The organism is Mucilaginibacter glaciei (assembly GCF_014773245.1).
Lineage (GTDB): Bacteria > Bacteroidota > Bacteroidia > Sphingobacteriales > Sphingobacteriaceae > Mucilaginibacter > Mucilaginibacter glaciei.
On the sequence record NZ_JACWMX010000001.1, the window covers coordinates 905,257 to 930,338 of the forward strand.

Sequence of the window (25,082 nt, forward strand, 5' to 3'; positions counted from 1 at the left end):
GGTAAGTAAGAGACACACTTAACTATATATTAACTTAACTAAATCAGGGCGGTATAATTAAACCATAATATTCTCCATTACAGTTTGGCCATCCAACAGGCGGATGATACGGTGACTGTAACGGGCATCATGCTCGGAGTGGGTAACCATGATAATGGTGGTACCCTGCTCGTTTAGGTCGGTTAGCAATTCCATTACATCGTTACCGTTGCTGCTATCCAGATTACCTGTTGGCTCATCCGCAAGGATAAGCTTGGGTTTGTTTACTACCGCGCGGGCAATAGCCACACGCTGTTGCTGACCACCAGACAGTTGCTGCGGATAGTGATTACGGCGGTGCATGATCTGCATCTTATCCAATACCTCTTCTACCCTTTTAACCCGGTCGGCACTGCTTACGCCCGTGTATATCAACGGTAATTCCACGTTTTCGAATACGGTCAACTCATCTATAAGGTTAAAGCTCTGGAATACAAAACCGATGTTGTGCTTGCGCAGGTCGGCACGTTTGCGCTCGTTAAAATGAGCGATCTCGATTCCGTTAAACATGTAGCTGCCTTCATCCGGATCGTCCAGCATACCCAGGATATTCAGCAACGTTGATTTACCACAACCCGACGGGCCCATTATAGCCACAAACTCGCCGGTGTTAACTTCCATCGTCAACTTGTTTAGCGCAATGGTCTCTACCTCTTCAGTGCGGTAAAATTTTTCAAGATTTGTAATTTTTATCATTTGGCCTCCCTTAAAATCCAACCGCCGGTTAAGCGGAAGGATTTATTATTGATTTAATTGTGATTTATATATTTTAATATTTTTAATTCTTTCTGCTTTTCACTATTTCTTCAGCACCAGTTCCTGTATATCGCCATAGTTTTCGTAGCTCGAGGTGATCACCTTGTCACCAGGTTTTAAGCCTTGCAGCAATTCGTAGTTGTCGGTATTATATCTGCCTAACTGTATATCTGTTTTATAAGCTGTTTTACCGTCTTCGCTCAGTTTAAAGATCCAGTTACCACCGGTTTGCTGATAGAAACCGCCCTTGGGTACTAACAGAGACGTAGTTTCGTCGCTCAGTGCCAGCCTGATCTGCAACGTTTGCCCTTTGCGGATGCCCTTTGGCAACTCGCCTACGAAGGCCATATCTACCTTGAAACGGCCGCTGGTTACCTGTGTAAACACTTTCTTGATCACCAGTTTATAAGTTTTATCGGCAAAGGTAAAATCGCCCTTTAAACCGGCGAAGATTCTTGACAGGTAATGCTCCTCTACATCCACCTGTACTTTAAATCCATTCTGTGCATCGAGCTGGCCCAGGTGCTCCCCTTTGTTTTTGCTTTGTCCTATCTCCGCGTCCATTGAGGTAAGCTGCCCGTCAATCGGTGCCCGGACGATCAGGTCGCCTACTTTTTTCTTCATCAGCTCCAATGTACCTTTCATATTGGCGTATGACTCTGCCGATTGTTTCACCTGCGCACTGGTTGACACCGTATCTTGTTTCAAGATCTGTGATGCCAGCCTTTTACGCCTCAACTGATAGTTGTACAGGTTAAGTGCCGATTGATATTCCTGCAAACCGATAGCTTTCTGGTCATATAATCTCTTATCCAGGTTGTAAACCCTTTCGGCTTCTTTTAAGGCGTTGTCTACATCGGCCATTGAATTTAACTTGCTAATGGTGTTTTGCTGTGCCTGGTCGCGGGAGATCTGCATTTGGGTCAGCACGTTAAAAACCGCGGTCTGCTGATTGGCTAAGCTCAATTCAAGGTCGGTATTTGACAAACGTAATATAGGGTCGCCTTTTTTAAGCATCGCGCCGTCTTCTACATATTTCTCTTCAACGCGTCCGCCCTCAATCGCATCAAGGTAAATGGTACTCAATGGTAACACTACGCCGTTAACCGGGATAAACTCCTGGAAAGGGCCCTTCTTAATCTCACTGATAGTAATGCGTTCTGTATCAACGTTTAACTTGCTTTTACCGGATGTAAAAAATATACTACCGCCAACTAATAATACCACGCCAGTTATCCCGGCTATGGTCATCAGCCGCTTGTTACTCCAGGTCTTTTTTTCTATTACTCTATCCACTGTGTTTATCAATATTTGGTATAGCAATACAAAAACACATGCCACAAATTAACTCACTGTATTTCAATTAATTAAACCAATTTACCGTGTTTGTACCGTACGCTTCTGTTACAGCAAGTGTTCGGTATTGATACAGTGGCAAAACAGCCGCATAAGGCGCCAAATAACAGATCATAGCTGATTATCAATATAATAGGTATTACACTACAAATGGTATGATATTTAACAATCAAATATTAAATTGCATACGTTACCTTGCGGCAACCTTTTGAACTAATCACCATTAGCTAATGATACTAAAAAAAGCAACTGTTTTAATTGTTGATGACGACCTGGATGTGCTTACCGCCGTTAAGTTATTGCTTAAACCGGAAACACAGGAAATAATTACCGAGAAAAATCCCGAGAACTTAAATTCGCTGTTGCAGCGCAATCAAATTGACCTGGTTTTGCTGGATATGAATTTCAACAGTGCTATTAATACCGGTAACGAAGGCATTTACTGGCTGCGTAAGATTAAGGAATGGAAACCGAATGTGTGCGTGATCATGATAACTGCTTACGGGGATATCGACCTTGCGGTACGCTCTCTTAAAGAAGGGGCCAATGACTTCGTGGTAAAACCCTGGCATAACGAAAAACTGATAGATACCATTAAAGATCTGCTCGATAAAAAGGAAGGTGTTAAAACCAGCAAGCCATCAAAAAGTGGCACGGGCCAAACATCTATATTGGGCGAATCTGATGTGATGGACGACATTTTTCATAAAGTAAATAAGATCGCCCCTACCGATGCCAATATTCTAATTTTAGGCGAGAATGGTACAGGTAAAGATCTGATGGCGAAGGCCATTCACGAGCGCTCTTTACGTGCGGATAAGCCATTTATCAAGGTTGATGTTGGCGCGCTGACAGATTCATTATTTGAAAGTGAACTCTTTGGGCATAAGAAAGGCGCTTATACCGATGCCCGCGAAGACCGCATGGGGCGCTTTGAAGAAGCAGAAGGTGGAACTCTATTTTTGGATGAAATAGGTAACATCAGCCTGCAACAGCAAGCTAAATTATTAACCGTGTTACAAAACCGACAGGTAACCCGCCTGGGTACTAACAAAGCGGTAGATGTAAATATAAGGCTGATCTGTGCCACCAACGTTGCGCTCACAGAATTGGCTAATGAGAACAAGTTTCGTAAGGATTTGATCTACCGCATTAACACGGTCGAGATCAATATGCCGCCTTTGCGCAAACGCGCCGAAGATATTGTGATACTGGCTAAACACTTCGCTAAATTATATGCCGGTAAATATTTAAAGCCCGCAATGGAGTTTGACGCTGCGGCACTTCAAAAATTGCGTATGTATAATTATCCCGGTAATGTACGCGAATTACAATACACCATTGAACGCGCGGTAATTATGGCCGATGAGCATGTCTTAAAGCCAGATGACCTGATCTTTTCCATCTTGGAAACCCCGGGCGAAAGCGTTATCGACGATGATAACATCCAGCTAAGCACACTGGAGAAAAATGCCATTTTACGCGTGATAGAAAAACATAGCGGCAACATAACCCGTGCCGCTAAAGAATTGGGGTTAACCCGTACCGCACTGTACCGCAGATTGAGTAAGTATGATATTTAACCGTTACGAATGGCGGCTTGTGCTACGCATTTTACTTTTATTTATTGCGGTAACGGCCACCTCCCTGATTGTGGCGAATGCGCTTACGCAAAAGGGTAATTTTCTCTATGCGGTAATCACCGTGCCTTTGGTGGTTTACTCTGTTTTAGATCTGATCCGCTTTAACAAGAAGGCGCAGGATGAGGTAAACCAGTTTGTGGAATCTATTCACTACCGGGATTTTTCGCGTCATTTTGACGTACGTAAAGCACCGAACGAGTTAAAGCCCTTACGTAAAGGGTTCAATGATATCAACACCACATTTAAATTAATTAGCCGCGAGCGCGAAACGCAGTATCACTATCTGCAAAAGATTCTGGAACTGGTGGATACCGGGATACTTTCATACGAACAGGAAACCGGCGAAACCAGCTGGATAAACGAAGCTTTCAAAAACCTGATGAGCATCCCCTATTTAAAAACGGTACACTCACTTCAAAAACGCGAACCGCAGTTGTACCAGGAAATCGTAGCACTTAAGGCAGGCGACTCGAAAGTATTGAGTATTACGCGCAACCAACAACAGGTGAAAATGCTGGTTACATCGAGCATAATGCGTAGTGATGACAAGATCTATAAATTGATCGCATTTCAAAACGTGAGTGAAGCGTTGGATGAGACGGAATCAAAGGCATGGTCGAAGTTATTGAATGTTATGACGCACGAGATCATGAATTCGGTTGCCCCTATCTCTTCACTGGCTGATACTTTGAAGAACCGTTTGCAAAGCCCGGAGATTGCCAGCAGCATCCAAGAAGCCGACCTGGAAGATATCTCGTTAGGTATTGATACCATTAAACGCCGCAGCGAGGGTTTGCTTAAATTTACAGAAAGCTATCGTAGCCTGAACAAGATTACCAATCTGGATACCAATAAGGTGCTGGTGCGTAATATGTTCGAGAACCTGGCCAGCCTGATGCGCCCTACTCTGGAGAAAAAGAATATCGAATTGGAGATTATCCTGCGCGACCCGGCCCTGGCTATCGAACTGGATACCAATCTGGTAGATCAGGTAATGATCAACCTGCTGGTAAACGCTATCGAAGCTGTGAAAGACCGCGAAGAGCCACGGATCACCCTATCTGCAGAAGTACAAAGCAACAGCAAAACGCTGGTTAAGGTAACCGACAACGGCTTAGGCATGCCACCCGAGTTATTGGATAAGATCTTTATTCCTTTTTTCAGTACCCGCAAAACGGGCAGCGGTATCGGGCTAAGTTTGTGTAAACAGATCATGCTGCTGCATAAAGGCAACATCCAAGTACAATCTACAGAAGGCAAAGGCTCGTCGTTCATATTAACGTTCACGAATAACTAGTCTGAATCAGTATTTAAAGAATTAATCAATTTCCATAATGCCTTTATTCTGATAATCCTAAAATTCTGTAAATTCTGATTCAAACTTCCTCCTGCCAATTTGGCAAACATCGACCTTTGGAACGGGCATTGATAAATGGGTTTTAGTTAATTAGTTAAATTTTCTAAACACATATCATTATGCAAGAAAAAGGAACGATTTCGATACATACCGAAAACATTTTCCCGATAATTAAAAAGTTCTTATACTCTGATAACGAGATATTTCTGCGCGAGCTGGTATCAAACGCAGTAGATGCTACCCAAAAAATAAAGCGCCTGGCGTCGTTAGGCCAATACAGCGGCGAACTGGGCGACCTGCGCGTTGAGGTTGCTTTTGATGCAGACAAAAAGACCATCACCATATCTGATAACGGTTTGGGTATGACGGCCGACGAAATAAAAAAATATATTAACCAGATCGCCTTCTCCGGTGCCACCGAGTTTATGGAGAAGTTTAAAGAAGCTAATGACGCCAACGAGATCATCGGTCGCTTTGGCTTGGGCTTCTACTCTGCCTTTATGGTTGCCGACCGTGTTGAGATTGAAACCTTAAGCTACCAGGATGGCGCCGAATCGGCTCATTGGACTTGTGATGGTAGCACAGAATTTGAAATAACCGAAGGCTCTTTAGCAGAGCGCGGTACCGAGATCACTTTGCACATCAATGCCGAATCTGAAGAGTTTTTAGATCAGCAAAAATTGCAGGGAATCCTTGATAAATACTGCAAATTCTTGCCAGTACCCATTAAGTTTGGCACCACCACTCAGGAAGAAGAAGACGGTGTTGATGAAGAAGGCAAAACCAAGTACAAATCGGTTGAGACGGATAATATCATCAATAACACCAACCCTATCTGGACAAAGGCCCCAAATGAATTAAAAGACGAGGATTACCTTAATTTTTATAAGGAGCTTTATCCATTCAGCGAAGATCCGTTATTCTGGATCCACCTGAATGTTGATTACCCGTTCAATCTAACTGGTGTACTTTACTTCCCTAAACTGAAGAACGATTTCGAGATCACCCGCAATAAGATCAAACTTTACAGCCGCCAGGTATTCATTACCGACGAGGTGAAAGACATTGTACCTGAGTTTTTAATGTTATTACATGGTGTAATCGATTCACCGGACATCCCACTGAACGTATCAAGGAGCTTCCTGCAGGCCGATAGCAATGTAAAGAAGATCAACAGCTACATCACCAAGAAAGTAGCCGACAAGCTTTCTGACCTGTTTAAAGCCGACCGCAAAGCTTACGAAGAAAAATGGGGCGATATTGGCCTGTTTGTAAAATATGGTATGGTAAGCGAAGAGAAATTCTACGATAAAGCGAAAGACTTTGTTTTGGTAAGCAATACCAAAAAGGAGAATTTTACTTTGGCCGAATACAAAGATAAGGTTGCAGGTAACCAGACTGATAAAGACGGGCAAACTACTTATATCTACACAAACGATCCGGATAAACAAGATTCATTCATCCAGTCGGCAGGTAAAAAAGGTTATGACGTGTTGTTGATGAATTCACCTATCGATAATCACTTCATTAGCCAGTTAGAGCAGAAGTTAGAGAAAACCTCTTTAAAACGAGTGGATGCTGATGTTGCCGATAAACTTATAAAAAAGGATGATGCGCCTGAGCATATTTTAACCGAAGAGCAATCAACTAAGGTTAAAGAGATCTTTGATAATGCCATTAACAAGCCGGCCTACAAAGTTAAACTGGAAAGCCTGAGCCCCGACGAGTTACCGGTAACCGTGACTATGGACGAGTTTATGCGCCGGATGAAAGATATGGCCGCTATGGGTGGCGGAATGGGTTTTTACGGTAACATGCCTGATAATTATAACGTGATTGTTAACGGTAACCATAAATTGATAAGCCGCATTTTAAACGATGAAAATACAGAAGTACAGGCCCAGTTAGCTAAACAAGCTTTTGACCTGGCTTTATTATCACAAGGTTTATTGACCGGTGCGGAATTAACCGAATTTGTTAACCGCAGCGTTAGCTTGATATAATTATCAACGCCGGTTTATAAATCGGATACTAAAATTTAGCAAAATAGCCACCCCAAACCGGGTGGCTATTTTTTTGTAAATACTTGATCTGGCTTTATGGAAAGGTGCATGATTCTGCATCATAGCTAAAACATATTGAAAATGAAAAAGCTTATATTGATCGCAGACAGTACGTGATTCCTTAAACTATTGGTCTGAAAATTAGTCAAACAAAAACTATCGTTAATACCTCATAAATAATTAAAAATGAAAACTTTATTTAAAATAGTCTTAATATCAATTTTATCAATTAACTTGCTTGATACAGCCTCCGCCCAAACCGAAAAACAAATTCGTGATGCAGCTAAAATAGCCGAAGGTAAGGAACAACTTGATAACAGGACATTCACCTTTCAGGCTCGATATATGTACCCACTGGGTGGCGGGCAACGTTATTTAAACACCGATTATGATGTGCGGGTGACCAAGGATTCTGTGATTGCGTTTCTGCCCTACTTTGGTGTGGCTTACTCCGGCGCAGGCTATAACAGTAATGAAGACAACGGCATCAAGTTTACCTCAACAAAGTTTGACTACAAGTCGGAATTAAAAAAGAATGGCATCCGTTATGTTACCATAAGGATAAACGACAGCCGAACCACCAACCAGCTGATCTTCAATATTTCACCAAATGGCTATACAGATTTAAGCGTGAATAGCAAAAACCGCCAAAATATCCGCTTTGATGGGATGCTGAATGATAAGTCTAAAACTAAAAAGTAATTACATGTGTTTAAAGGTTATCATTTAACCCGAAACACCATGTTAAGAATAGACATTCCATCTACCGCAGATGCAAAAATAAACAACAGTATTTTTGACGATTATGGTTTACCCACGTCAGAAAACGGTACAGATACCGAAGTTAATGGCGATCTGATAATGCTGTTTGAAGATGAGGAAGAAGCGGTGGCCTATTTAGATGAACTGGAAGATTATGCCGGAGATTTGGATAATAACTCCCCCGCAGCACCAATAGTTAATGCGTTGATAACGGCTATAAATAATGATGAATTTGTACAGGCGTATTTAGAATAAGCCTGTACAAATCATGTTAAATGCCTTAAACGTTAAGGTTTTTGTTTACGTAAGCGATACTTTCTTTCATACTTGCGAATGGGTCTTTAGGCATATCGTGTTCTACAAAGAAATTTTGCATCCCTGCAATTGACGCTGCTGCGAAAATTGGCTTGAAATCAATAGTGCCGCTGCCTACAGGGAGTATAGTTTCTCTTGAAGCATCCAAATCTTTTACATGCCACAGCGGGAAACGCCCCGGGTGTGCTTTAAACAGATCGACAGGGTTTTTACCTGCTTTAACAGCCCAGGCCAGGTCAAGTTCCATTTTAACCATCTTCGAGTCGGTTTCTGCTAAAAAAATATCATAAGGCACTTTCCCGTCAATTGTTTTGAATTCTGCATCATGGTTGTGATAGCAAAACTGCATGCCCGCCTTTTGAGCAGTTTCGCCGGTTTTATTTAGGATAGGGATAGCTGCTTTAACATCTTCTAAGGTTTCGGTAGGTATATTGGCACAAACCAGATATTTTATGCCACCTTCTGCAGCTTCATCAACTAACTGCTGCATGTTTGAGGTAAGGTTTTTCATCACCGGCAAAACCATCGGTTTACCATCAGGCCCTTCGGGCATTTTTGTCCCTGCAGGGAGTTTAAAAGGAGCACCCAACACATGATGCGATTTCCATGACATCCCCAAATCATTGATCATCGCTTTAAATTGTTTAGGTGGCATCCCGTAATAGCCGCCCAATTTGCTGAAAGCAGATTCAATATCTTTGTATCCCGCAGCAGCTACCTGGGTCAAAGTGCCCTTAACATCGGCATCCATTACATTAAAAAACGTAAATAACTGGATACCTACGGTGTGTTTAGCCATTAACAGATCAGCAGCACTGGTTGACATCGCCAAACTGCCAAGTGCAAGCGCACCCGTATTTTGCAAAAATTTGCGTCGGTTTAAATTCATTTTAATTGGTTTATTGGTAACTGGTTAGGTAAATCTAAACCAATTAATTTGAATTCAAAGAATTTAATGTGTCAATTAAACGCATTAAACAGTTAAAGCTTTAATGATATAGGCAATTCGCTACCAACCCTGTCCACCCTGTTTGATGTGCGGCACCAAGGCCCTTGCCTGTATCTCCATCAAAATACTCGTAAAAAAGGATGTGATCTTTAAAGTTAGGGTCCGTTTGTACTTTGGTATTATTGCCACCTGCCGCCCTATATCCATTTTCATCCCGAATGAAAAGATTCGAAACGCGGCGGTAGATCTCATTGGCAGCCTCCTTTAGATTCATCATTTGCCCCGATCCTACCGGGCATTCCACCGTTAAGTCGTCTCCGTAATACTCATAAAAGTTATTAAGGCTTTGTATGATCAGGTAATTAATAGGTACCCAAACCGGGCCCCGCCAGTTACTATTGCCGCCAAACATCCGGCTGTCACTTTCGGCAGGGATGTATCTGATCCCAAACTCGTTCTCACCCATTTTTATACTGAACGGATGATCGAGGTGATATTTTGATAAGGAGCGGATGCCGTACGGGCTCAAAAACTCGTTCTCATCCAGCATGTATCGCAATATCGCTTTCATGCGGTGGCCGCGTAACAGGCTTATCAAATGTTTACCACCTTTACTTTCCTCGTTCCAGCGCGATACAAGATGCGCCAGGTCAGGGCGATTAGCCGTAAACCAATCCATCCGGCCCTTAAATATAGAATTATTGGCAATGTCCGATTTATCCAGCACCTCAGCCGCAAATAACGGTATGAGGCCAACTATACTTCTTACGCGCATTTTTTGGGCGCTACCATCCCCAAAGCGGAGCTGGTCATAAAAAAAGCCATCAGCCTCATCCCAAAGTCCGTCATCTCCCCCTGCGCCCAGGCTGGCCATAGCCCCGGCAATATAAATAAAGTGTTCAAAGTATTTAGAGGCAATATCTTCATAAGCCTTATTAGTTTCTGCCAACTCCGTTGCAATGCGCAGCAAGTTAAGCGAATACATAGCCATCCAGCTTGTTCCGTCTGCTTGTTCCAGGTGCGTTCCGTTACTAAAACGCATATTACGATCAAACACACCGATGTTGTCCAGGCCTAAAAATCCACCTTCAAATATATTATTGCCCACCTCGTCCTTACGGTTTACCCACCAGGTAAAGTTGAGCATCAGTTTATGGAAACTGCGTTCCAAAAAGAAGATATCCCCTTTGCCGCCATTGGTTTCTTTATCTAGTTGATAAATCTTCCAGGTAGCCATAGCATGTACGGGCGGGTTGGCGTCACCAAAATCCCATTCGTAGGCAGGTAGCTGTCCGTTAGGGTGCATGTACCAGTCGCGTAATAACAGGCTCAGCTGCCTTTTGGCAAAAGCCATATCAATAGTTGCCAGGGGGATACAATGGAAAGCGAGATCCCAGGCGGCAAACCACGGATACTCCCATTTATCCGGCATAGAGATAATGTCGCACGCATTATAGTGTCCCCATTTACTGTTACGGCCGGTTTTGCGGCCTGATGGCGGTGCCGGTTCGGCAGGGTCGCCGTTTAACCATTGATGCACATTGTAGTAATAAAACTGCTTGTTCCAAAGCATACCCGCAAACGCCTGCCGTTGGATGCGCCCTTTATCTTCATTGGCAGACGGCTGCAGGGATGTATAAAATTCATCAGCCTCTTTTTGTCTGGCTGTAAAAGTTTCGTCAAAACCGTCAAAACTGTCAGCGGCACTTTCACTTAACCGCAAGCGGACAGTTATGCTTTGCCCCGCCGGTATGTTTAAATCATAATTAAATGCTGCCTTAGTGCCAGTTTTACCGGGATTGACGGTTTCCGAACCATATAGTATGTGATCGTTTATGCCGTCTTTATAAAAACGGTCGCCGTTATCAAAATTACTGAAGCGTTTAATATTAGTCTCATTACCGCAGAACAAAGCGTCGGCCTTACCTTCTGCCGATAAGTATAGCTCACCTAAAGTTTTATGGCCAATCTTGATCTGGTTATCATTAACAGCAGACAATTCGGGTTTAGCGTCGTCATATCCCCAATCCCAGGTATTGCGAAACCACAAAGTCGGCAGTACATTTACAGCGGCTTCCTCTTTACCCCTGTTGTTAACGGTTATTTTAATCAGGACATCGTCGGTATCTTGTTTGGCATATTCTATAAATACATCAAAGTATTCGTCGTTGTTAAATATGCCCGTATCCATGAGCTCATATTCCGGCTCGCCGAGCCCGCGCTTGTTGCTCTCTGCTAATAACTGGTTGTATGGAAAGGCCTGCTGCGGATATTTGTACAGCATTTTCATGTACGAATGAGTGGGCGTATTGTCAAGATAGTAATACAATTCTTTCACATCCTCGCCATGGTTACCTTCAGCGTTACTTAAACCAAAGTAACGTTCCTTTAAAATCGAATCTTTTTTATTCCAAAGTGCAATAGCGAAGCAAAGTTGCTGTTCCCTATCGCAAATTCCTGCTATACCCTCTTCTCCCCAGCGATAGGCTTTACTGCGGGCCATATCATGCGTAATATAGCTCCATGCATCACCATCAGCACTGTAGTCTTCCCTAACAGTGCCCCATTGGCGGTCGCTTACGTATGGCCCCCATTTTTTCCAACCGGTTTGTGTTAGCCGTTCCTGCTCATTACCCAATTTTGCCATCTATTTCCAAGTGTTTCTTAAAAAACGTAACCAATTTCCGTGCATCATGTTTTCAACGTCAGTTCCGGTATAGCCACGTTTTTTTAATAATTGCGGCACGTTTTGTAAATCGGCAATAGTTTCCAGGTCATATGGGCATTGTTCCCTGCCAAAAGCGCCATCCAGATCTGTACCCATCCCCACATGCAATGCGTCACCTGCTATCTGGCAAATATGGTCAATATGATCTATCATCACCTCCAGGTTGCAATTCATTTGGCGCGGTGTGGACTGCCCGCGGACCCAATTTGGTACCATCATCCAGGCATCCAGTGCAGCACCTATCACAGCACCGCGGTCAACCAGTGCCTTTATCATTTCATCGCTGTACTGGCGGTTATGGTTTACTAAAGCGCGGCAATTATTGTGGCTTGCCCAAATAGCGCCGTTAAAGTTATCTAATGCCTGCCAAAAGGCATCATCGCATAAATGAGTTACATCCAAAATAATGTTCAACCGTTCCATCTCTTTTAATAAAGCCAAGCCCGCTACACCCATTTTACCGGTAGCGTCTGTTCCGTTAGCATACCTTCCCGGTCCGTAATGCGCCGGTCCTAAGGCTCTTAAGCCGTTATCATACGCTATTTGCAGGTAGCTTACATCAACAATAGAGTCAGCACCCTCTAAACTCAAAATATAACCAACAGGCTTTTCTGCTTTATCTATATTGTTAGCCCAAAGAGTCAAATGCGCCTCAAGTGCTTGCAGATTGGTAATTTGGATCATCTGCCCCGCATCTTCCATCGCTTTGTACCAGGCCAATTGCCCTTGAGTTTGGGCCCAGGCTTGTTGCGGCGAATGCCAACCGGGCAAGTTGTTGCCGGGTGCAACATACCTGCCAATTTGTGTGGCCACCACCAAACCTATGTTCCCCTTACGCAATTCAGGTAACGATACCACTGCTTTTGCCCTATCCGGTTTATCAGTTAGTCCATGCTCCTGTCGGTTAATGTCAGCAACAGGCAACTGCAGATCGCGGTTCCATTCAAGGGCATTCATGCTGAGGTCTAAATGAGCATCTACTATAAACATCTTGTCAGGGTTAGTCGTAATTTAGATGGTTAACTTCCGGTCGCGCGCAATGTTTTTCCACTCGCCCATAATCCGGTGATCTTCAATGGTGATTGCCCGTTCGTACAATGCAATGGTAGGGCAAATATGATAAGGCAACCCGTATAATACATTACCAACTTTGTAAGTGTGGTTGATACCTGCATCTGCAATCAAATGCTCTTCGCTTTGACCGATGAAAACCAGTTCAGGTGCGTTCAAGAAATAAATGCGTTTGGTGATATCGTTTTCGGCAGACACCGATTTATGGCCGATATCGATACAGATCCTGCCATCATCAGGCAGAGAGATAACCCGGGCAATAATAAGCGCGGCAGTTTGAAACGGTTGCTCTGCAAATGCTAATTGATAGCCCCTGTCCCAATAAACAAATGTTCCGGGGCTGCATTCCAAATCTGGTTTGTTAGCCATTATCGGATACGTTGGGGATCCGCCCGAGATCAATACCGGTGCTTTTAAACCTTGTTGAGCTATTTTTTCCATTAAGTCATATAATGGCAACATACTCTCTTCAGACCGTAGCTCACGAAGCTTATAATCGCTGTCGTGAATATGCCCATCGTAGGCATGCAAGCCCATCAGGTGAATGCCTCGAAGATCTGCACACTGTTTATAAAGCTCAAAGGCTTGCTCTGCCAATATCCCTGTACGATTCATGCCGATATTGAGATCGATATAAATGTTAATTAGTATGTTGTTGGCAACAGCTTCGCCAGCAATTAATTTGGCTGTAGCCGCATTATCTACCAGGCATGAAAATGATGTTTGCGGGTAAGCATTTATCAGATTGATAAAGCGTTGAAGTTTTGGGCCGGTGGGCTGATAAGCTAATAATACATCAAGTGCTTTGCACATACCCAGCATTTCGGCTTCGGCAATGGTGGCGCATTTGAATTTGGTGATACCAGCCTGTAGCATTAACCGGGTTACCTCGGCGCTCTTGTGCGTTTTAACATGCGGGCGCAGGCGATCCAAATCATTTATTATGGTTTTGACCAGTTCGATGTTATATTTTACCCTATCAGGGTATACCACCAATGCCGGGGTATCCAACTGCTCAACATCATCAATGATATACCAGTCTGTCAATTCCACGGTTTAGTCGGCTAATTCAAACAATGCCTCTATCTCCACAGGGATGTTATCAGGCAACGAGCCAAAACCGACCGCGCTGCGTACGCCTATCCCATTTTCGTTTCCCCAAACGCTTGCAAACAATTCGCTGCAACCGTTAATAATAAACGGGTGCTTCTCAAAGTCGGGCGTGCAATTAACCATGCCTAAAACCTTTATTACCCGTTTAACTTTATCCAAGCTGCCAATGTTAGCTTTGATAGTGGCCAGCATGGCTAAACCTACCTGCCTGGCAGCCAGTTTGCCTTCTTCTTGCGTCATATCGGCACCAATTCGGCCGATAATCAATGTGCCATCATCCTGCACGGTACCGTGCCCTGATAGGTACAGGTATTTTCCATCAATTAAACAAGGTTTATAAACGCCCAGGGGCTTTGGCGCCGGGGGCAAGTTAAGGCCCAGTGCCGCGAAGTTTTGTTCAGCAGTATTCATTTTGTAAATCTATAAAGAGTTGGCAGAAATTACAGCAACTATCCAATTCATAACTATTTAAAACGCAAAAAAGCCGGGAACCACCCCGGCTTCAAACCATTTAATTAAACACTGTATATAAGATAGAACTGTATTACAATTTAAACGATACCCCAAAGTTGATGGAGTAATCGGCAAAGGCAGCATCGCCAATTACACGGGTGCCCGTTGCTATACTATTTTCCTTATCAGTTTTGCTTTGTGTGCGGTCGCGCTTAACAGCAATAGGCACATTGGCAAAAAAGTTGATCTTACGCAAACTGTAGCTTAAAGATGGTTCAGCTGAGAGTACGTAACCCGGGCGGCGGAAACCATCGCTTTTACCAATCAGATCATAAACAGGGATGCCCTCTAACCTCATGCCGCCAGAAACGGTTAACGCACTGTTATGCCCCTGGAAAGTGTAGTTAGCACCTAAGCGCGCCAAGAACTGATCGGGCACGCTTGAATTAGCTTCATTAGCCAAGGTAGCGCGCAAAGTTTCACGGTAAGTACGGGTGCCATTAACATTACGTGGATTAGCCATATAATACAGGTTAGTGTAACCGCTAAACTTGCTGGTAAAATTCAGGAAACCATTCACTTCGGCAATGATACCTGTGCCGCCGTCGCCTAACTGGATAGACTGATCTACCGGGCGAACGGCAGGCGTTACATTATAAAAAGTTGATTGTGCGTTAAAATTACCGGTAGGCAATTTCATTCCTAAACCCACCTGGATGTTGCCTTTATGTGTTTTGTGGCTATCAAATAACCAGCGGTTTACAACGATACGCATATCGCCAATGCCGTGGGAATATGAGCTATGCCTTTCTTTGCCGCCATGCTCATATAAAGACGACCGAGTATTGATCAGGTATGGTAAACCAACAGTAGCCGACCAGAACTGATCAAAATTGCGTGTGATGCCCAAATCGATTGTGCTTTGGTGATTGATTACCTCGTTTCCCAGCACTTGACGTTGTTTTTGCTCAGCGGTGCCTGAAAAGTGACGAAAAGATTTGAAATAGCGGTATGAAGCGGTCAAATACCAGCTTTTATCTGATGCGATGGTGGTATCCAGCATGGGGTGATCCATTGTCTGGAATGAACCGTTACCCCTGATGGCGACGCAGCCCTGGGCATTTACATTGCTATTATTAAAAAGTATATATACGGCGATAACCGCCAATAATTTTGTAAAAAATTTCATGATATGGTAGAAATAAAGTGTTAAAAATCAAATTTATAGCCGCACGACAAGTAGCGACCACAACCTGCAAGGCAGGATTTATAATTGGTTAAAAACTTAGTTTGTTGTTCTGAAGAACTTTCTGAAAACTTATTATTGAGTTAGCGGGAACTTGTTTAAGAGCAAACCAAAGTGCCAGTATTGAACCATAGCTACCTCCGCGTTCTATCCATTCAAAAACCTCGTAATGCGGATAAAATAATTCCGTCGAAATCTTCCAGATGAATAACACGATGAGGAACGACCTGATAGGCTTAATGAGCACCATACAAGCAGCAGCAATTTCAAATACTCCTGCAAAAATCGCCACCTTAGCCGGGTGCGAAAAGCCGAGCGATGCGTATTGATTGAGCAGGCCTTTCTTTTCTATGATATTTAACCAACCATGGCCCATCAGCAATAAAAACACCACAACTTTTAAACAGTTGGCAACACTTTCCATCGCCTTAGCTGAAATCTTTTCATTTGGGTTGATAACTGAAAATAACTGCTTAAAGCCAGTTAAACCGCCAGATAGAATTAGAAGCGCAAGCGGTGCACCAAAGTTACCCGCTCGTTCTAACAACTCGGCAAACGGCTCGCCTGATGCCGGGCGCAGGGAAGCTGTAACCAACCCCCAAAATACCAACCACAAGGCAATTGCGCGCATTGGGAAAATCAACATAGTTACACCCAATAAAATATCAACAATACCTACCCAGGGCATTAAAGTATAAGCCATGCTTTTACCTATACCAAACACCGCGAAATAATTACACCAAATTTCTTTAGTAATAATACCGAAGGTGCCATGCCCTATAAAGCACATGGCAACGGCCAGGCGTAATATGTAATGGATTTTTTGCTCGGTTGTAAGTGCTTTCATCCTTTGTCTTAGTTTCCCGCTCCGTCTGTTTTGGCCCGTGCTATGGCATACTCGCCAACTTTAGCACCTGTTTGTAACCCAACTTCACAATCACTACGGTAGTGGATAGCACCGTATAATCTTGACATAGCCGCTTCGTGCGCCATATCCATAAACTTGGTTCCCCTGTCAGGCAATAAGTAGGTTAAAACGGTAGCTGCGGCACCGCTAAAGTTAGAGTGACCGGAGGTGTATGATGGAAAATTAGGTATACCGGTCAGCGTTTTTATGTTAGCAAACATCTGTGTTGGGCGCGGGTTAAAGTAAAAATACTTGGCATCCCAGCAAACGATGGCTGCGTCCATTTCGGCCATGTTTAATAAGGCTAAATTACGTGCCCAGCGAACCTCGCTGTAGTTTTGTCTCGCAAATTCTTCGGCAGCTATAGAGTTCCAGTGCCCAGGAGGGGTTACCGTACCTACACCGTCAGCCCAAAAGCTTACAATGCGCTCATGCTCGCGGCTGTAATTCTGACTCATGGTTAATACCTCATCAGCCTCTTTCTTAAACTCAGGCGACGTAGTTGAATAAGGTGCAGGTGGACGTAGCGCTACTACCGTTGCTGAAGGGAATAAGAACGGTGTAACTTTTGGGAACAAAGGCAACATTGGCGGACGCTTTGGCAGCTCTAAACTGATCCATGGCGTTTGCCCTGCTGCTGTAGCCGTAGTTTCAAATGCAGTCCAATCTGCCTGTGTACCGATAGCTGCACCTGCTTTATCGCCGCGTGCGCGGGTTAAAAACACGTTGGCAACTTGTTTGCCTAAGTTTTCGCCTGCATCCCAGTCAGAACGTGTATTGGCTCCTGCTATTAACCGGTAAAGTTTTTCTTCGGCCACTTTTTGCTGGATGTAATCCAGATCGCCGGGGAATAGTAATTCCATCATTTTTGCGGTAGCACCGGCAACAACTGCATCCTCGCTTGGGTAAGCCGGTAATGCTGATTTAGGAACTAAGGCTTGCACTGTTGCATCGTTGGTGTAAGGTGCCGCCCGGTTAAACTGTTTTTTGAATTTCCATGCCTGTACCAAAGCATCGTACTGGGCTGCACTTACATAAGCATAAGCACGCGCAGCATAAGGCGGGTTGGAGAACGGAAATAACGGATAAGCTAAAGGGTTAGCAGCACTCGGGAACGGATAAGTGCCATCATCCTTTTGGTATGGTGGCAAGTTGTGTTTAGCCACTAACTCACGTAAAATCTCGTTCCACCGTAAGACAGAGCCTGCGCTCCAATACTTCACAATCGCTTTTTGATCGTCGGTGATGTTTTTTTGATAGCTCTTGATCTCGTTAACATCTGCCAGGTAATTTGGTGAAGTAATAACATCCGGGGTTGCAACTGTGAAAGTTGAGGTAGCGGTCAGGATCGGTACCCAGGTGTCTGCATTTAAGTCGATATTAGCTGGTGCCAATGCCGGGTAAACTGCGTTGCGCTCGGTAATATCCTTTTTGCATGAGCCAATGATTGTGGCTACCAGTAAAGGGATTATATATAATATTGCTTTTTTCATGATTGTCTATTTATCCGATTTTTCTTTCTTAACAGAGAAAATGTAATCTATGCCGCCAAATACCTGTAAGTTTTGGCCCACATTACGTCCTGCAACTACGTAGCTTGATCGGGCGGTCAGTTCAAGGCCCTGTATCGACTGGAACATATATTTGGCTAAACCGCCTACCGCTGTAGCATTCATACGATTGCTTGGGAAAGGCATATTGTTGCGGGTAATATCAAAGCCGCCTAATGTGGTGTATTTGGTAGCGATAGCTTCGACATTTAACTGCAAACTGCGGAAACCTGCGCTTACTAAAAAATTGGAAGCGTTTGGCATAGCTACCTGGTTAGTGTAATGCATTTCTGTGGTGTAATAAGAGTCGCGGTCTATCGTGATATTATCCCGGTGCACATACTGCCCTGCTCCGGCAACAAAGAAACGGCCTACCTGGTAATTTACCAAACCGCGAAAGGCTATGCTACGGCTACGGCTACCTAATGCAAGGGGGAGATAATCTGGCTGGTAGTTGCCCAGCGGGATAGAACCGGTTGCAATAGCATGAAAGCTAAATAACCCGCTGCCAATTTGCTCACGTATGGCCATCCATTTAAAAGCAAGGTTAATGTCTTGTATACCACGCTGACCCCTTAATGTACCGGCCGATACATTGGTTTGAATATAAGGTACGAAAGCCGAAATGTTAATGCGGTTGCTTAAACCATAAACCAAACCAACATTGTATACATTGCTGCTAACGGTACCAAGGTTTAAATTATTACGGTTAAGGGTACCTTCCCAATAGTGATCCCAGCTATTGTGGGCAAACATACCGGCAGCGCACAGGTAGTTTTTGGGTATCATAATGGCATCGCTTTCTGTTTGGGCACTAACGGTTTGCGTTAATACAAGGCACATAAAAACGCCGGTAAAATATCTAAGTATAGATTTTTTCATATAAAGTTAAATAGGGATAAATCAGCTTACACATCTGCTTATGATGCAAGTACAGATGTAGTAATATATCCTTTACATTTTTTACCGGGTACCATGTAACCGAGTAAATGCAAGATGAATAACTATTTCCCAATTGCCGGGGCACAGTAAAAAATGTAAGGGATAATTCTTAAAATCAAAAATATTTTAAGCGCTGAAGGTGGGCGGTTTGCCCGGAGATTCGATGTAAGGATCTGTTAAAGCGATAGATATAGGGCTTTCTTTTGGTTCGATAACATTAGCAAACGCTACGAATTTGTAGTGTGCAGCGGGGATGCTGCATTCAAAGCCGGTGGCAGATTTCTTGACAGTTTGCTCCTGCCCTTTCTTGCTTACCGGTACGTCGCTAACATTTTTGGCTACTATAATATTGGCATTAACCAATTTAGTTTTAGCATCATTGGCCACACATACCAAATACATGGTATCGTGCGTCATTTTCATACCTACATAATTATAAAAAGCATCTTTTAATTGTACCTGGCCCTGTATATGCTCATAATCCGTCCAGTCTTTTAAACCGGGTGAACGCATCGGGATCTTGATCTGAACTAATTGAGTGGCATCTACTTTGTTCTCGTAGATGTTTTTTACCATTTGAACCTCGGATTGATGAATGAAATACTGGAAGATAAGGTTATAGCCACCCGTATTAAACAGGTGCACGCATAACAAAACCATTGCAAATAAACGTTTCAATCTAATAGGGGGTATTGATTAGGAACTCAATACCCGGTAAATATATAGTTTTTTTATATAAAACAAAAAAGTTACAAAAAATTAAAACAAATTGTGCCATTTGTTGTGCAATGTGATATTTTCGGCACAATAAGTTTTATCTTTCTAAATTGCCCGGGTTAGTTTGCACAGATACTGATCCATGTCATCTTCAAATAAGATCTCCACTGTCCACCCTTCGTCTGCCGCAACTGAGCTCAACAACTCCATATCGATATAAAGCCACTTGAACCAATCGGTTTTATAACCTTTATAAGCATACTGGTAATCGATCTCACCATAATAAGTATCACCGTAAGGGACGTCATCATATAGATAAGCCACATTAGAAGAATCGAATAGCAGCTGGCCGCCTTTGCTTAATAGTTTATCGGCATGCTTTAAAAACAAGCGAAACTGTTGAATGGTACCCGCTAAACCGATACCGTTCATCATTAATAATAGCGTATCATATTTCCCTGTGTTGAATTGAAAAATGTCAGCCTCGATCGGGTTTATAACGCCTCTGGCTTTCATGATCTGAATGGCCAATCCCGAAATGTCCATTGCCGTTACTTCGAGCCCCAATCTTTGCAGGATCAATGTATGGCTGCCCGCCCCTGCCCCAATATCAAGCACCTTGCCATAGCAGTTTTTTAGTGCCAGCAATTCCATGTCGGGCATCTCCTCTTCATTCCGAAAATAAACATCCAACGGCATCTCCTCCTTCGGGCCATACCGGTTATAAATCCAGAGCTTTTGCTTTTGAATGCCTTCATAATGATCGTGAAGTGCCTGGCCGAATACGTCTTCCAATTCAGTATTATTTTATCAGACAAAGAAAAGCATTACCCTTTAAAAGTCGATTAAATAAAATACTACCTTCACTTCCTGATATTCAACTGTACCTAAAATGAAACTACATACCATTGATACCGGCTTTTTTAAATTGGATGGCGGCGCAATGTTTGGCGTGGTGCCCAAATCTATCTGGCAAAAAACAAACCCTGCCGACGATAACAATTTATGTACCTGGGCTATGCGTTGCCTGCTGGTTGAAGACGGTAACCGGTTGATGTTGATAGATACCGGCATAGGTGATAAACAAAGCGAAAAATTCTTTAGTCACTACTATTTACACGGCGATGCCACGTTGGATAAATCGTTAAAAAAGCTTGGTTTCCATCGGGATGATATTACCGATGTGTTTTTAACGCATCTACATTTTGATCATGTGGGCGGTGCGGTTGTCCGTGAGGGCGAAACCTTGAAAACGGCTTTCAAAAATGCCGTTTATTGGAGCAACGAGCAGCATTGGAATTGGGCGGTTAACCCGAATGAACGCGAAAAGGCCTCTTTCCTAAAAGAAAACATTTTGCCGATACAGGAAAGCGGGCAGTTGAAATTTGTAGGAGTAGATGATGGAATTAGTTTTACCAATGATATCAACATCCGTTACGTATTTGGCCATACGGATGCGATGATGCTACCCCAGATCAGTTATAAAGGCAAACAGATCTTGTACATGGCCGATCTGCTGCCTTCTACCGGTCACCTGCCCCTGCCGTACGTTATGGCTTATGATATGTTCCCGCTGAAAACCCTGCGCGAAAAGAAAGCGTTTTTGAACGAAGCTGTTGAAAAGGAATACATTCTGTACCTGGAACATGACCCGGTTAACGAATGTTGTACCTTACAGCAAACAGAAAAAGGGATCAAGGTAAAGGAAACGTTTAAGCTGAAGGAGATCTAAAAACCAGTAACCTGTCTAATCTCTAAATTCCAATATATCGCCCGGCTGGCAATCCAGCGCTTTGCAAATGGCTTCGAGTGTTTCTATGCGGATGGCTTTGGCTTTACCTGTTTTTAAAATAGAAAGATTAGATATGGTTATGCCCACCCTGTCGCTTAATTCGTTGAGCGACATTTTGCGTTTAGCCATCATTACATCCAGGTTGATTATGATCGGCATAATTAAATAGTTAACTCTTGTTGTTCTCTTAATTTGGCACCTTGCTTAAAGGCCTCGGCAATGATGAACACAAATATGGCTAAAAGTACCGCCTCAAAACTGAATGATGTATTGTTTACCGAGACTAAAGTTGAGCCAAGCAGTATTTTTCTTTCGGCATACGTTAACCATGAGTAAATATAATCTACTAATGAATAAGTAATAATATAAATCCCCGTTTTTCTTATTAATTTGATGCAGTGTTCGCTAAACATGTCATCCTGGTAAATACTTTTAATGATTTGGTTAATTGTTTTAGCGATAGTGTAAAGCACCTGCAGCGTAAGTGCGATCAAAAGAAATTTAACCGGAGCGAACCATTGAGGTGATAGGTTGGCGGTCTTTTTATCTAAGCTTATATCGGCTACTACAGTTATATTGCTTAATGTGTAACCGGCATTAATTTTCAACTCGTTGTTAATATTATGTGTAACCAAATTATGATCTAATAGTACATAAGGTAACAGCAGTCCGTTTTGAACTCTATCGCCATTGGAGGTATAACTTACCGGGTTAAAACCCTCAACAAAGCCCTTGTAAAGTGCACCGCCTTCATTTTGAATAATCAGCAATCCAAATACCACATAAACCAGTATTTGTAACGCACGAACTTTTTTCATAAACATCAATTTAAGGTGTGCAAATTAAATTTATATTTATTACAAATCAAAATTTATTTATTGAATTGCAATAAATATTAGTTAAACGTCAATTAAAAAAATATTTGCAGTTTTTTGTATTAAAACGCTCGTATTACTGGCAATATTCTACTATTTTTAGAAACAAATTTGTACGTTTGCACGTTAAATCCTAATTATAAGAACAGAGGCTGATAAATAGATGAGACAACTCAAAATAACGCAATCCATCACCAATCGTGAGTCGCAATCTCTCGACAAATATCTTCACGAGATTGGTAAAGTGGATCTAATAACTGCCGAAGAAGAAGTAATCTTAGCTCAGAAAATTAGAGAAGGTGACCAGGCCGCTTTAGAGCGCCTTACAAAAACCAACCTTCGTTTTGTTGTTTCTGTAGCCAAACAATATCAAAATCAAGGCCTTACATTGGGCGACCTGATCAATGAAGGTAACTTAGGCTTGATTAAGGCTGCCAAGCGTTTTGATGAAACCAAAGGTTTTAAGTTTATCTCCTACGCCGTTTGGTGGATTCGCCAGAGTATCCTGCAAGCCATTGCAGAGCAGTCGCGAATCGTTCGTTTACCACTAAACCAAGTCGGTTCGCTGAGTAAGATAAGCAAGGCGTTCTCTAAATTAGAGCAGGAGTATGAGCGTGAGCCATCTCCCGAAGAGCTGGCCGATATGTTGGAAACCACGGTCGACAAGATTTCTGATACCTTAAGTAATTCCGGCCGACATGTTTCTATGGATGCACCGTTTGTACAGGGCGAAGAAAACACCTTGTTAGATGTACTGGAGAACCGTGAACCGAATACAGATTCAAACCTGATAAATGAATCTTTATCAGAAGAGATCAAACGCTCCCTATCTACTTTAACAGAGCGCGAGCGCGAAATTATTGTATTGTTCTTTGGATTAGGTAGTAATCAACCACTGTCCTTAGAAGAAATTGGTGAAAAATTCAACTTAACCCGTGAGCGCGTACGGCAAATAAAAGATAAAGCTTTGCAAAGGCTTCGTCATACCTCAAGAAGCAAGATCCTAAAATCCTATTTAGGATAGTAAATTTACCTTATAGAATTCCTCAAGCCTCCCATTAAAAACCGGAGGCTTTTTTTTTGAATCAAATTATACCGAACTAAGTTTTTTAAAATATATTTTCAACCTGGGATATTCAGTAATCATAAAACATTAGGGAGTCAAAAAGTGTTATAACGCTTAACAAAACCTTATGTTAAATCAAATGAAAAACTCTTTTTACGCATTATTGTTAGGCAGCCTATTTTTAACGGCATGTGGCAATAAGTCGGCTAAAAACTCTGCCGTAACAGATTCGACCAGTGTCCAAACCAATGTTAAGGATGGTGCCCAAACAGTTTCGCCCACCGCAACTGCCACATCTGATTCCAGCGAATTCGACATCAACAAAATTCCGGTAAGCACGAAAGATATTGGTAAATTCCCATACTTAACCGCACCCGAAGGATACCGCTTTAACGACTTTACAAAAAGTGATTTGGAGACCCTACATTTTGGTGTAGACAGTAAACTTTTGGCGGTCGAGGGGAAAACCTTTAAATCTAATATTTATAAAAATGACAAGGAAACGCCGTTTAACGTACAGATTGTAAGTAAGGCTTATGAAAATGCGATTACAACCTTGGGTGGTGTTCAAATATCGTCGAAAATATTACCGGGCGAGATTGATAAAATTGGCAAAGGCGTTTTAGAGAAAGAAAACCATTCTTACGGCATTATCGGCGCCAATGAGTTCACACTAAACCATGTAAATACCTATGTGATCAGAACCGCTGATGCCGAAGTATGGATAGAATTAAGCTTTTGGGAAAATGGTGGGTACATTAACATCTTAAAAAAAGGTAGTGCCGAAATACCAACTGTTAGTATCATTAAGTCGGACGTTATTAAGAATGACTTGGACAAAACCGGAAAAGCAACTGTATACATCAACTTTGATATTGATAAAAGCACCCTGCTGCCCGATGGAATCAAAGCTGTTGACGAAATAACTACGGTATTAAAAAACGATCCTACTTTAAAATTGTCCATCGAGGGGCACACGGATAATTCCGGAAAGGTAGAAAACAACAAGACCTTATCTACAAGCAGGGCAACAACTGTATTGGAAACACTCGTTAAGTCGGGGATCAGTGTGTCAAGATTAAAGGCTGCTGGTTATGGTTCATCAAAACCGATTGCAGATAATACTAACGAGGCAGGCAAAGCAAAAAACAGACGGGTAGAGTTGGTGAAATTGTAATATAGCGAAAAACTGAGCCAGACAAAAAATAGAAATTTTTATTAAAACCAAAAAAGGCCTTAGCGTATTGCTAAGGCCTTTTGGGTAAATGATGGGGCTCGAACCCACGACCCTCGGTACCACAAACCGATGCTCTAACCAACTGAGCTACATCTACCGTGTTGGAGGCTGCAAAAATAGAAATCTTAAGCTAATTTGCAAAGCT

General features: G+C 42.7%; 23 protein-coding genes and 1 tRNA gene. 8 read left to right on the top strand and 16 right to left on the bottom strand.

Going from position 1 to position 25,082, the window contains the following annotated elements:
* Window positions 1-57 precede the first annotated feature (57 nt).
* Window positions 58-735, bottom strand: coding sequence for an ABC transporter ATP-binding protein (locus IDJ76_RS04125; RefSeq protein WP_191160988.1), 678 nt, complete (start codon window positions 733-735; stop codon window positions 58-60).
* A gap of 102 nt (window positions 736-837) precedes the next feature.
* Window positions 838-2,091, bottom strand: a complete 1,254-nt coding sequence (locus IDJ76_RS04130; RefSeq protein ID WP_191160990.1) for an efflux RND transporter periplasmic adaptor subunit — start codon at window positions 2,089-2,091, stop codon at window positions 838-840.
* A gap of 290 nt (window positions 2,092-2,381) precedes the next feature.
* Between IDJ76_RS04130 and IDJ76_RS04135 the strand changes: the two genes are divergently transcribed.
* From IDJ76_RS04135 to IDJ76_RS04155, 5 genes are all read left to right on the top strand, one after another.
* Window positions 2,382-3,734, top strand: coding sequence for a sigma-54-dependent transcriptional regulator (locus IDJ76_RS04135; RefSeq protein ID WP_191160992.1), 1,353 nt, complete (start codon window positions 2,382-2,384; stop codon window positions 3,732-3,734).
* Window positions 3,724-5,091, top strand: coding sequence for a sensor histidine kinase (locus IDJ76_RS04140; protein ID WP_191160994.1), 1,368 nt, complete (start codon window positions 3,724-3,726; stop codon window positions 5,089-5,091). Before IDJ76_RS04135 ends, IDJ76_RS04140 begins: the two co-directional genes overlap by 11 nt.
* Window positions 5,092-5,270: 179 nt before the next feature.
* Window positions 5,271-7,154, top strand: coding sequence for a molecular chaperone HtpG (gene htpG / locus IDJ76_RS04145; protein ID WP_191160996.1), 1,884 nt, complete (start codon window positions 5,271-5,273; stop codon window positions 7,152-7,154).
* Between the two features lie 246 nt (window positions 7,155-7,400).
* The gene (locus IDJ76_RS04150; protein WP_191160998.1) at window positions 7,401-7,916 is read left to right on the top strand and encodes a DUF4251 domain-containing protein; all 516 of its coding nucleotides are present in this window, start codon (window positions 7,401-7,403) and stop codon (window positions 7,914-7,916) included.
* 39 nt (window positions 7,917-7,955) lie between these two features.
* A complete protein-coding gene (locus tag IDJ76_RS04155; RefSeq protein WP_191161000.1) occupies window positions 7,956-8,231 on the top strand; it encodes a hypothetical protein in 276 nt (91 codons plus the stop codon).
* A gap of 25 nt (window positions 8,232-8,256) precedes the next feature.
* Here IDJ76_RS04155 and IDJ76_RS04160 read toward each other — a convergent pair whose 3' ends face one another.
* The 11 genes from IDJ76_RS04160 to IDJ76_RS04210 all read right to left on the bottom strand — a co-directional run bounded on the left by IDJ76_RS04160 (window position 8,257) and on the right by IDJ76_RS04210 (window position 20,762).
* Window positions 8,257-9,180: a sugar phosphate isomerase/epimerase family protein gene (locus IDJ76_RS04160; RefSeq protein WP_191161002.1), complete on the bottom strand. Its 924-nt coding sequence runs from the start codon at window positions 9,178-9,180 to the stop codon at window positions 8,257-8,259.
* A 100-nt stretch (window positions 9,181-9,280) separates the two neighbouring features.
* A complete protein-coding gene (locus tag IDJ76_RS04165; RefSeq protein WP_191161004.1) occupies window positions 9,281-11,887 on the bottom strand; it encodes an MGH1-like glycoside hydrolase domain-containing protein in 2,607 nt (868 codons plus the stop codon).
* The gene (locus IDJ76_RS04170) at window positions 11,888-12,958 is read right to left on the bottom strand and encodes a dipeptidase (RefSeq protein WP_191161006.1); all 1,071 of its coding nucleotides are present in this window, start codon (window positions 12,956-12,958) and stop codon (window positions 11,888-11,890) included.
* A gap of 21 nt (window positions 12,959-12,979) precedes the next feature.
* Window positions 12,980-14,092: a D-TA family PLP-dependent enzyme gene (locus tag IDJ76_RS04175; protein ID WP_317173940.1), complete on the bottom strand. Its 1,113-nt coding sequence runs from the start codon at window positions 14,090-14,092 to the stop codon at window positions 12,980-12,982.
* A gap of 3 nt (window positions 14,093-14,095) precedes the next feature.
* Window positions 14,096-14,563: a RidA family protein gene (locus tag IDJ76_RS04180; protein ID WP_191161008.1), complete on the bottom strand. Its 468-nt coding sequence runs from the start codon at window positions 14,561-14,563 to the stop codon at window positions 14,096-14,098.
* Between the two features lie 133 nt (window positions 14,564-14,696).
* A complete protein-coding gene (locus tag IDJ76_RS04185; protein ID WP_191161010.1) occupies window positions 14,697-15,794 on the bottom strand; it encodes a hypothetical protein in 1,098 nt (365 codons plus the stop codon).
* Window positions 15,795-15,882: 88 nt separating this feature from the next.
* Window positions 15,883-16,698 (bottom strand): hypothetical protein, encoded by an 816-nt coding sequence (locus tag IDJ76_RS04190; RefSeq protein ID WP_191161012.1) that lies wholly within the window; start codon window positions 16,696-16,698, stop codon window positions 15,883-15,885.
* A gap of 8 nt (window positions 16,699-16,706) precedes the next feature.
* A complete protein-coding gene (locus IDJ76_RS04195; RefSeq protein WP_191161014.1) occupies window positions 16,707-18,251 on the bottom strand; it encodes a phosphatase PAP2 family protein in 1,545 nt (514 codons plus the stop codon).
* A 6-nt stretch (window positions 18,252-18,257) separates the two neighbouring features.
* Window positions 18,258-19,190: a hypothetical protein gene (locus IDJ76_RS04200; protein ID WP_191161015.1), complete on the bottom strand. Its 933-nt coding sequence runs from the start codon at window positions 19,188-19,190 to the stop codon at window positions 18,258-18,260.
* A gap of 186 nt (window positions 19,191-19,376) precedes the next feature.
* Window positions 19,377-19,928 carry a hypothetical protein gene (locus IDJ76_RS04205; protein ID WP_191161017.1) on the bottom strand — a complete coding sequence of 184 codons (552 nt, stop codon included), beginning with the start codon at window positions 19,926-19,928 and terminating at the stop codon, window positions 19,377-19,379.
* A gap of 144 nt (window positions 19,929-20,072) precedes the next feature.
* Entirely contained in the window at window positions 20,073-20,762 is a 690-nt protein-coding gene (locus IDJ76_RS04210) for a class I SAM-dependent methyltransferase (protein WP_191161019.1), read from the bottom strand.
* Between the two features lie 97 nt (window positions 20,763-20,859).
* Between IDJ76_RS04210 and IDJ76_RS04215 the strand changes: the two genes are divergently transcribed.
* Window positions 20,860-21,699 (top strand): MBL fold metallo-hydrolase, encoded by an 840-nt coding sequence (locus tag IDJ76_RS04215; protein ID WP_191161021.1) that lies wholly within the window; start codon window positions 20,860-20,862, stop codon window positions 21,697-21,699.
* Window positions 21,700-21,714: 15 nt separating this feature from the next.
* Here the strand turns inward: IDJ76_RS04215 and IDJ76_RS04220 are convergent, their stop codons facing one another.
* Both IDJ76_RS04220 and IDJ76_RS04225 read right to left on the bottom strand, forming a co-directional pair.
* The gene (locus IDJ76_RS04220; protein WP_191161023.1) at window positions 21,715-21,918 is read right to left on the bottom strand and encodes a helix-turn-helix domain-containing protein; all 204 of its coding nucleotides are present in this window, start codon (window positions 21,916-21,918) and stop codon (window positions 21,715-21,717) included.
* A gap of 2 nt (window positions 21,919-21,920) precedes the next feature.
* Entirely contained in the window at window positions 21,921-22,577 is a 657-nt protein-coding gene (locus IDJ76_RS04225) for a DUF2975 domain-containing protein (RefSeq protein WP_191161025.1), read from the bottom strand.
* A gap of 220 nt (window positions 22,578-22,797) precedes the next feature.
* On the opposite strand from IDJ76_RS04225, the gene IDJ76_RS04230 reads away from it, so the two are divergent.
* Together IDJ76_RS04230 and IDJ76_RS04235 are read left to right on the top strand one after the other, a co-directional pair.
* On the top strand, window positions 22,798-23,658 hold the full coding sequence (locus IDJ76_RS04230; RefSeq protein WP_191161027.1) for a sigma-70 family RNA polymerase sigma factor: 861 nt from the start codon (window positions 22,798-22,800) through the stop codon (window positions 23,656-23,658).
* A 181-nt stretch (window positions 23,659-23,839) separates the two neighbouring features.
* Window positions 23,840-24,877: an OmpA family protein gene (locus IDJ76_RS04235; RefSeq protein ID WP_191161029.1), complete on the top strand. Its 1,038-nt coding sequence runs from the start codon at window positions 23,840-23,842 to the stop codon at window positions 24,875-24,877.
* A gap of 83 nt (window positions 24,878-24,960) precedes the next feature.
* On the opposite strand, the gene IDJ76_RS04240 is transcribed toward IDJ76_RS04235, so the two are convergent.
* A tRNA-His gene (locus tag IDJ76_RS04240) sits at window positions 24,961-25,034 on the bottom strand.
* Window positions 25,035-25,082 lie beyond the last annotated feature (48 nt).